This window comes from Trinickia sp. (assembly GCF_051961175.1).
Lineage (GTDB): Bacteria > Pseudomonadota > Gammaproteobacteria > Burkholderiales > Burkholderiaceae > Trinickia.
Window position 1 is genome coordinate 25,972 of sequence record NZ_JBQCDN010000421.1, and the last position, 8,979, is coordinate 34,950.

Genomic DNA, 8,979 nt, shown 5'->3' on the forward strand with positions numbered 1-8,979 from the left:
AGAAGGGGATATCAGCCGGCGCTACCGGTGGCCGCTGAATCGGGTTAACGGAGATAAGAGCGCACGAGGGAAACGACATCGTCGATCGACCCTTGCTGTGCACCGTTCGCTTGCGCGACATGCGAAAACTCTTCTCGTAAATGACTTTCGAGCACCCCGGCCATCAGGCCGTTGATGGCGCCGCGTACGGCCGCGATCTGCTGAAGAATCGGGCCGCAGTCGGCGCCTTCCTCGAGTGCGCGCTCGAGCGCGTCGATCTGTCCTTTGACGCGGCGGACGCGCGCCAGGACGCGCTTTTTCTCTTCTGCGGTGTGAGGCATTGCCGGATGAAACGAAACTGGGATGGAGTATAAGTTAGCATACTGCCGGGCAGTATGCGAAGATTTTACGAGGCGTGAATGATTGGGGCGGTGGGGGGCGACTCAGCGAGCCGCGTTTTCTTCTGCGTCCTACGAAATTCGCCACGCTATATTTCACAGGACCTTTCGCTGCCGCCCTCAGCTCTGCATGGGACTCAAGGTCTTGCACGCGTTATGCCCCGGCGCGGGCCCGGTAAGCGTCAAGTGTCGTTCTCGCTTGCGTCCGAATGGCTCGATGCACGAAAGGCGTCCACCCCAGCAACGCGCCCTTCACCCCAAGCGCTTGGCGAGCCCATCGCCAGACGTCGAACACGTCGCGATGCTCGGCGATCAATCCGTCGCGAAAGGCAAAACGCGCCTCGATCCGATTCACCACGATCCTGCCAGTCCGGCTGAATCGATAGGTGGCGGTCCATTGTGCCTGGCCAACGCGTTCGTCTGCCGCGACATCGGAGAACGTGAGCGAGAACCCTTCCGCACGCTGCGCCAACATGCGCCACATGTCGCGCGCCGCGTCACCTTTCAGCTCCCCGAACGCGGGATCGCTGAATACGACATCATCGGTGTAGCACTTCGCCATCGCCTCGGCATCCAATCGTTGGAATGCCCGATAAAAGTCGAGGATGACGTTGACGTTCGGATGAGGTTGGTCCATTGAGTGCGCTTGTCCTTGGATTGGCTGATTCGATCAGCGTGCCCGCCGAGTTTCAATGAGCCAATGAGGCAAGTCAATCCCGCTGCGGGCATCGCGCTGCCGGTACACGGCATCTACGATTTAAAGACGCCGATGTGCGTGCTACACGCCCGCTCGATGGCGCGATAGCGAAGCGCGCGTGGCAATCCGGCGAGGCGCCGGTCCGGTCGATTGCCTTGTAATCAGTTCCGTCGGCAGCACAATACGCGGTGCAATCGAATCGTCGTTTTCCATTTGCGACAGCAGCGTGTTCACGGCAGCGCGCCCCATCTGCGCAAACGGCTGACGGATCGTGGTTAGAGGCGGATGCACCTGCGAGGCCATGGGAATGTCGTCGAATCCGACCACGGAAAGATCGTGCGGTACCTTGAGGCCCTGTTCGCGCGCGGCGGCGATGACGCCGAACGCGCTCAGGTCATTGACGGCGAAGATCGCAGTGGGCGGCTCCGGCAGGGCGAGCAGCGCGCAAGCCGCGTCAAACGCCCGCATCTGAGAGAGATCGCCCTGCGCGATGAGATCCGGATCGTTTGGCAGACCCAACCGGGCAAGCGCATCGACATAGCCTCGCCGCCTGTCGCGTACGCCCTCGATGGATTCGTCACCGGCGACGAATCCGATGCGCGTGTGCCCTAACTGCGCCAAGTGTTCGACCGCACGCACCGCACCGCCGTAACTGTCGACGGAAATCGACGGAAACCCGTCGAGGCTGCCGCGCTGATCGATCGCAACGACAGGGACGTTGGAAGCGGCCAGCGCATTGAAGTAGGCCGATTCGCGCGGCAGGATCGCGACGACCCCGTCGGTAAATTGCTTGATCAATCCCAGGACGGATTGATGCGAATGACGGTCTTCGTCGAACAGCGTGTAGACGAGCGTTTCGTATCCCTGCGCGCGCGCCGCCCGGCCGACGCCGACCACGAGTTCGCCCACGTAGTGATTGTCGAGTACGGGCGTCATGATGCCGATGATGCCGTTGCGCCCGCCGGAGAGCTTTTGGGCACTGCGGTTGACGACATATCCGAGATCCGCTGCGATCTTCAACACCCCCTCGCGCGTTTCCTGAGAGACGCCGGGCTTATCGTTGAGCGCGCGCGAGGCCGTCATCTGCGAGACGCCGGCGATTTTTGCAACCTGCGCGAGGGTCGGTGATTGTTTGCTCATCTTCTTTATTGCTGACTACGGTTCGGTCTACTTACCGGCTCGTTTTCTTCTTTCCTTCGATCTGGGCATGCCCATCGATCATGGCTGTAAACGGTAGCGGTAACGTCATAGTACCAGGACTCGGTGGGCGGTGGCTCCGGGGCTGGCTCGTCAGATCGGCATGGTCATCGTTGAAAAATCGGGAAACCACGCATAGTCACCTAGGGCGGCCATCTCCGGCAGAGATCGGCGGGTAAACACGGATGGTTGTGGTGGTCCACGAAAAATAACATTGCGTAACGTTAGCGATAACGTTGTGCGCGTGGACAAACAACGGAGACGTGAATGCCTGCTGGGAAACTGACAAAACTCGCGTGGACAGCCACGTGGCTTGCGGCCACTTGGACGTTTTCGATCGGCATCGCTTACGCGCAATCGGGCAAGGCGATCGTCGAATGGGATCACCAAACGGATGGAAACGAACCGACCAACCTGCAAGCCGCGGTTGCCCGCTTCGAGCAGGCGGATCCAGGCTTCCAGGTCGAGTCGTCGCACGTCCTGAACGACGCCTACAAGGCCAAGCTGAAGATTGCCTTCGGCGCGGCGCAGCCCCCGTGCGTCTTCGATACGTGGGGCGGCGGCGGCCTGCGGGAGTATGTGAAATCGGGGCAAGTCGCCGATCTCACCCCGTTCCTCAAGCAGAACAAAGCGTTTGCCGATCGATTTCTTCCCACCTCCTGGCCGGCGGTGACCACGGATGGAAAAATCTATGGCATTCCGGAAGAAAACATCGCCGTCGCGGTCGTTTTCTATAACAAGGAACTGTTCCAGAAATATCACGTGAGCCCGCCTGCCACGTGGGCCGAGTTGCTGAATGTCATCAAGGTGTTCAACGCGCATGGCGTGGCCCCTTTCGCGTTGGCGAACAAGAACAAATGGACGGGATCGATGTACTACATGTATCTCGTCGACCGCTTGGGCGGTCCCGGCGTATTCCAACGTGCGGCCAACGGCGTGCAGGGCGGCAGCTTCGCCGATCGGGTGTTCGTCGAGGCGGGTAAGTACATCCAGGATCTTGTGAAAGCGGGGGCATTTGCGCCGGGCTTCAATGGACTCGATTACGACATCGGGGCATCGAGGCGGTTGTTGTATTCGGGCCGAGCCGCGATGGAGTTGATGGGGACGTGGGAGGCGTCGACGATTCGGAAAGAGAATCCGTCGTTCTATCAAAAACTCGATTTCTTTCCATTTCCGAGCGTGCCGGGAGGCAAAGGCGATCCACACGACATTGTCGGAACTGTCGGTGACAGCTTCCTGAGCATTTCGACGCAATGCCAGGATCGCTCGGCCGCATTCAAGTTGATTCAAACGATGACCGACGACACGTCCATGAAAGCCCGAGTGGCGGACGACCGTATCCCGCCGGTGAAGGACGTGACGGTTTCCGATCCTTTGATGAAGCGCGTGCAGGCGTTGATCGAACAAGCGCCGAACGTGCAGCTCTGGTACGACCAGGAACTGCCGCCGCGTCTGGGCGAAAAGCACAAGGATCTCGCGCAAGCGCTGTTCGGCCTCTCGATCACACCACAAGCCGCGGTCGATGAGATGCAAGCGGCCGCGAAAAGCGGGGCGAACTGATCCGCGTCCATCGGCTGAGTGAACTGATTGACTGTGGGCCAACGAATTGAGAGCCGGAGGGCGTCTTGAGTACGGTGACGGTTGAATCCGACGTATCGAAAGCATCGAATCGCCAGCGTCGAACAGGTTCCCAGTGGGTCAGCATCGTGGTGCTGCTCGCGCCATCGATGCTATTGCTTTCGGTGTTCCTGCTCTATCCGCTCTTCGGCAGTTTTCGCCTGTCGTTGGTCGATTGGAATGGGTTGGGTAACGGTGCGCGCTACGTGGGCCTCGCTAACTGGGTGCACCTCGCGCACGACGCGGTGTTTTGGAAGGCGCTGCGTAACAACCTGGTGCTTGCACTGTTCTCCGTCGTCATCCAGTTGCCACTCGCGCTCGTGCTCGCCGTGATGTTGGACAAGGCGGCGAAGGGATCGAGAGTATTGAAACTGCTCTATTTCCTGCCCTTGCTGATGTCGAGTGTCGCGATCGGCGTGTTGTTCAAAAATGTCTACGATCCGAATTTCGGCCCTTTGAACGTGGGATTGCGTGCGATCGGGTTGGACTCGCTGGCTCAGGATTGGCTTGGCGATCCGCATTTTTCGCTGGCATCGACGATCGCGGTGATCTGCTGGCAGAACATCCCGTTCTACATGATTCTGTTTCTCGCCGGCCTTTCATCGTTCCCAGCCGAATTGGGCGAAGCGGCCCGGCTGGACGGCGCCTCCGAATCCACGATCTTCTGGCGCATCAAGCTCCCGCATCTGCAAGGGACGATCCGAACGGCGATGCTGCTGGCCGTGTTGGGATCGCTCAGGTACTTCGATCTCGTATTCGTCATGACGGGCGGCGGGCCCGAACACGCCTCCGAACTCATGGCGACCTACATGTACAACAAGGTGTTCAGTTCGTTCCAGCTTGGGTATGGAAGCACGATCGCGTCCGCGATGTTCTCGATCGTTGCGCTCGTCGCGGCCGCCGCCATGCGCGCAACCCAACGCTATTCGCAAAAGGTTTGACCATGCTTGCTCTGAGAACACGAGAAACGATGCTGGCAAAAAGAGGCCTATCGTACTTTCTTGCGCTTGTCTGGCTGGCTGTCACCACGCTTCCATTCCTCTTTGTGATCGTGACCAGCTTGAAGTCGCAAGAGGAATCTTTCTCGGCCTCGGTATGGGCCTTGCCGCAGCATGTCGATCTCTCTCAGTATGCGTCGGTGCTGCATGGCCCGTTCTTCACTTATCTTCGCAACAGCTTCTTCGTGGTTGGCCTATCGGTGCTGTTGATCGTCGTACTGAGTGCGATGGCCGCCTATGCCTTTGCTCGAATGAAATTCCCGTTTGGAAAGACATTGTTCGGGCTCGTGGTCGCGGCGATGATCGTGCCCATTCACGCCACGTTGGTGCCGATATATCTGCTCGTTAGAAATATCGGCTTATACGACACTTCGTTCGCTCTGATCGGGCCGTATGTCGCGTTCAGTTTGCCGATATCGATATTCATCTTGACCGAGTTCATGAAGCAGATCCCCCAGGAGTTGGAGGAGGCCGCTTGTCTCGATGGATGCGGGCCGCTCACGATCTTTTGGCGGATTTACTTCCCGCTCTCCACGCCCGGGCTCGCCACGGTTGCTATCTATAACGCCGTGGCGCTCTGGAATGAATTCATCTTCGCGTATGTCCTGACGTCGACTCCGGGGCACCGGACACTTCCGCTCGCGATCTGGGATTTCCAGGGGCAGTATTCATCGAACGTTCCGGCGATGCTCGCGGTGGTGACGCTGACGTCGCTTCCTTTGATAGCGGTCTACGCGTTCGGACAGGAAAAAGTCATCAAAGGAATGATGGCAGGATCGTTAAAGGGTTGATCAATCATGGCAAGCATTAGCCTCAGGAATGTTCACAAGGCGTACCAAGGCAATTCGGCCGTCATCCGTAGCGTGGACTTAGACGTCGGCGCCAATGAATTCTGCGTTTTTCTGGGCCCGTCCGGTTGCGGAAAGTCGACGCTGCTGCGCATGATCGCCGGCCTGGAGGCGATTACTTCCGGTGAGCTCCGAATCGACGGGCAGATGGTCAACGACGTTCATCCTTCGAAGCGACGCGTCGCGATGGTCTTTCAGAACTATGCGTTGTATCCGCATATGAGCGTCTACGAAAACATGGCGTTCGCGTTGCGTCAGGCAAAACTGGATGGTGCGACCATCGATCGGAAAGTCCGGCAGGCGGCCGCTTCGCTGCAACTCGATCCACTGCTGAATCGCAAGCCCGCTGCGCTTTCCGGTGGGCAACGCCAACGCGTGGCGATTGGCCGGGCGATCGTGCGCGAGCCGGGTGTCTTCCTGTTCGACGAGCCACTGTCGAATCTCGATGCGGCGCTGCGCGTTCAAACCCGGACGGAGATCGCGCGGATTCACCGCGAGTTCAACCAAGCCAGCGCCATATACGTGACGCACGATCAGACGGAAGCGATGGCGCTCGCGGACAAGATTGTCTTGCTGCATGCAGGCGCCGACATGGAGCGCGAGGGCAGCATCGCGCAGATCGGATCGCCGCTCGATTTATATCATCGGCCGAAAAATCGATTCGTGGCGGGTTTCATCGGCTCGCCGCGGATGAATTTCGTGGAAGGCAAAGTGGTCGAGGCCAGTTCCAATAGCGTATCGCTGCGCCTGCCGGGCGGGGAAACGTTCGCTGCGTCGGTCGATGGACGCAAGCTGCCAATCGGTGCCGACGTGACCCTCGGTATTCGTCCCGAACACATTGGCATTGCCGGCAGCGAGACCCGAAGCCAAATCGTCCGCGCGCAAGCCCGGCTCATCGAACGGTTCGGTGAATGCACCTACCTGCACGCCGCGCTGGCGGAGCAGGGAGACGCAAGCATCGTCGCGAAGCTTCCCGGTGACGTGGAGATCGAGCGTGGCCGCCCCGTCGCGCTTTGGATTCCGCCCCACGCCTGTCATGTCTTCGATCACCATGGTGTCGCCTTGCCGCGGGTCGATAGCGCAAACAGCGCCGAGCTCGCTCGAGACCGCGCTTGACCGGCCCTTCCTCTATCTACACGAGAGTTTTCATGTCAATCGATATTGCCGAACAACCGGCTCTGTACCGTGATGCCGCAGCACCCGTGGCCGCGCGCGTCGCCGATTTGCTGGCCCGCATGACGCTGGAAGAAAAAATCGCCCAGTTGCACGCGGGCTGGCTGAAGCTGTCGCCGGACGGCAACCACACATGGCGACTCGCCGATTTCGCTCAGCGCGAGACGGGGATTACCGTCGATCAATTGCTTGAACACGGGCTAGGGCAAATTACGCGACCGCTCGGCACGCACACCATCGAGGCGCACGAAGGCGTTCGCGCGTTCAATGCGTTGCAGCGCAGGATGATCGAGGACACGCGGCTCGGTATACCCGTGATGTCGCACGAGGAATGTCTTGTCGGACTCATGATCGAGGGGGCGACGCTCTTTCCGGCACCGCTGAACTACGGCGCGACGTGGGATGCGGAGCTGGTCGAGCAAGTGGGACGCGAGATCGGCATACAGGCGCGATCGATAGGTTGCCACCAGGGGCTCGCGCCTGTGCTGGATGTTTCTCGTGATCCGCGCTGGGGGCGGACCGAAGAAACGTTCGGCGAGGATCCGTACCTGGTCGGCGCACTGGCCACGCGTTATGTCAAAGGTCTTCAGGGCGAACGCCGGGATCTGCTCGCGACGCTCAAGCACTTCGCCGGGCATTCGGCCAGCGAGGGCGGGCGCAATCACGCGCCGGTCCATATGGGGCCGAGAGAATTCAACGACATTTTTCTTTTGCCCTTTGAAATGGCGGTGAAGCTGGCCAACGCCGGTTCGGTCATGCCCGCTTATCACGACGTCGACGGCATTCCCTGCCATGCCGACCAGACGTTGATCGAGGGCACGTTGCGCCGGAAGTGGGGGTTCGACGGCCTCGTGGTGGCCGATTACGCCGGTGTCAATCTGCTGTATTCGCATCATGGCGTGGCCGATGACGCCGCGAAAGCGGCGGCGTTGGCGTTCAACGCCGGCCTTGATATCGAATTGCCGGGGCATGAATGCGCCTTGCATTTGCAAACCGCGCTCGAGCGAGGCGACATTGACCTGTCCGTGATCGACGCGGCCGTGTCGCGCGTGCTGACGGCGAAGTTCCGGCTGGGGCTGTTCGAGCACCCGTATGTGGATCCCGACGGCGTCAATGTGAATGGCGCGCAGGCGGCGGCTGTCGCCCATCGCGCCGCTCTCGAGTCGATCATTCTGTTGAAGAACGACGCGCTGCTGCCGCTCAGTCCCGATCGCGCAACGCGCATGGCGATCATCGGTCCGACCGCCGACGACCCCCTGGCATTGCTCGCGGGATATAGCTTCCCCGTGCATTTGATCACGGCGGGCGAGCAGGCACGTGCTTTAGTGAAAACGCCATGGCAGGCGTTCAAGGAGCGCTTCGGAACCGATCGGGTCGTGTATGCGAAGGGGTGTGACATCATCCGTGAGCGCCGCGCTGAAACACCGGTCTATCCGGGTGACGTCGACATGGCCCGCGCGATCGACGCAAACCGTCAGGCGCCGATCAGCCGGGACGTTGGGCAAATCGACGAGGCCGTTCGCGCAGCGCAATGCGTCGATGTCGCGCTTGTGTTCGTCGGCGATTTATCCGGCCTGTTCCAATCGGGTACGGTGGGGGAGGGCTCGGATACCGATAGCCTCGATCTGCCGGGCGTGCAGCAGGCGCTATTGTCCGCGATTGTGGCGACGGGCAAGCCGACCGTCGTGGTCCAGACAGGCGGACGTCCCTATAATCTCGGCGGGTTGGAGGATCGGGTGGCCGCCCATGTCATCGCCTTTGCTCCGGGTGAAGGCGGCGCGGATGCGCTCGTTGACTTGATATCGGGCGCGGCCAATTTTAGCGGCAGGCTGCCGTTATCGATTCCAAAGAGCGTGGGAGCGGTGCCCTATGTCTATAACCACAAGCTCAAGAGCGCGGGTACGCCAATTGCCTATCACTTCGGCTCGCGCTACCCATTCGGTTTCGGCCTCAGCTATACGGAATTTGAATATCGGGCGCTGCATTGGATCAACCAGGAGGCCGCGATCGACGACGGGCAATTCGAATTCACGTTCGAGATTGCGAACGTGGGCGCCCGTGACGGAACGGAG

8 protein-coding genes are annotated in these 8,979 nt (G+C 60.1%); 5 read left to right on the top strand and 3 right to left on the bottom strand.

Annotation, left to right across the window (positions count from 1 at the left end; all coding sequences use genetic code 11):
* Nucleotides 1-44 precede the first annotated feature (44 nt).
* The 3 genes from frmR to ACTHL0_RS23925 all read right to left on the bottom strand — a co-directional run bounded on the left by frmR (nucleotide 45) and on the right by ACTHL0_RS23925 (nucleotide 2,214).
* Nucleotides 45-320 (bottom strand): formaldehyde-responsive transcriptional repressor FrmR, encoded by a 276-nt coding sequence (gene frmR / locus ACTHL0_RS23915; protein ID WP_440536168.1) that lies wholly within the window; start codon nucleotides 318-320, stop codon nucleotides 45-47.
* A 211-nt stretch (nucleotides 321-531) separates the two neighbouring features.
* Nucleotides 532-1,014 carry a nuclear transport factor 2 family protein gene (locus ACTHL0_RS23920; protein WP_440569470.1) on the bottom strand — a complete coding sequence of 161 codons (483 nt, stop codon included), beginning with the start codon at nucleotides 1,012-1,014 and terminating at the stop codon, nucleotides 532-534.
* A 141-nt stretch (nucleotides 1,015-1,155) separates the two neighbouring features.
* Complete coding sequence (locus ACTHL0_RS23925; protein WP_440569472.1) at nucleotides 1,156-2,214, bottom strand: LacI family DNA-binding transcriptional regulator; 1,059 nt, start codon at nucleotides 2,212-2,214, stop codon at nucleotides 1,156-1,158.
* A 324-nt stretch (nucleotides 2,215-2,538) separates the two neighbouring features.
* On the opposite strand from ACTHL0_RS23925, the gene ACTHL0_RS23930 reads away from it, so the two are divergent.
* The 5 genes from ACTHL0_RS23930 to ACTHL0_RS23950 all read left to right on the top strand — a co-directional run.
* A complete protein-coding gene (locus tag ACTHL0_RS23930) occupies nucleotides 2,539-3,831 on the top strand; it encodes an extracellular solute-binding protein (protein ID WP_440569474.1) in 1,293 nt (430 codons plus the stop codon).
* Nucleotides 3,832-3,905: 74 nt separating this feature from the next.
* The gene (locus ACTHL0_RS23935) at nucleotides 3,906-4,829 is read left to right on the top strand and encodes a carbohydrate ABC transporter permease (RefSeq protein WP_440569491.1); all 924 of its coding nucleotides are present in this window, start codon (nucleotides 3,906-3,908) and stop codon (nucleotides 4,827-4,829) included.
* A gap of 29 nt (nucleotides 4,830-4,858) precedes the next feature.
* Nucleotides 4,859-5,677 (top strand): carbohydrate ABC transporter permease, encoded by an 819-nt coding sequence (locus ACTHL0_RS23940; RefSeq protein WP_440569477.1) that lies wholly within the window; start codon nucleotides 4,859-4,861, stop codon nucleotides 5,675-5,677.
* Nucleotides 5,678-5,683: 6 nt separating this feature from the next.
* Entirely contained in the window at nucleotides 5,684-6,850 is a 1,167-nt protein-coding gene (locus tag ACTHL0_RS23945; RefSeq protein WP_440569479.1) for an ABC transporter ATP-binding protein, read from the top strand.
* A gap of 32 nt (nucleotides 6,851-6,882) precedes the next feature.
* Nucleotides 6,883-8,979: glycoside hydrolase family 3 protein (locus ACTHL0_RS23950; protein ID WP_440569481.1), on the top strand; the 2,097-nt coding region annotated here is incomplete at its 3' end.

Bases quoted from the DNA above. Each gene is read 5' to 3' on its own strand.
- ACTHL0_RS23940 (WP_440569477.1), top strand. From the start codon at position 4,859: ATGCTGGCAAAAAGAGGCCTATCGTACTTTCTTGCGCTTGTCTGGCTG.
- ACTHL0_RS23920 (WP_440569470.1), bottom strand. From the start codon at position 1,014: ATGGACCAACCTCATCCGAACGTCAACGTCATCCTCGACTTTTATCGG.
- ACTHL0_RS23930 (WP_440569474.1), top strand. From the start codon at position 2,539: ATGCCTGCTGGGAAACTGACAAAACTCGCGTGGACAGCCACGTGGCTT.
- ACTHL0_RS23925 (WP_440569472.1), bottom strand. From the start codon at position 2,214: ATGAGCAAACAATCACCGACCCTCGCGCAGGTTGCAAAAATCGCCGGC.
- frmR (WP_440536168.1), bottom strand. From the start codon at position 320: ATGCCTCACACCGCAGAAGAGAAAAAGCGCGTCCTGGCGCGCGTCCGC.
- ACTHL0_RS23945 (WP_440569479.1), top strand. From the start codon at position 5,684: ATGGCAAGCATTAGCCTCAGGAATGTTCACAAGGCGTACCAAGGCAAT.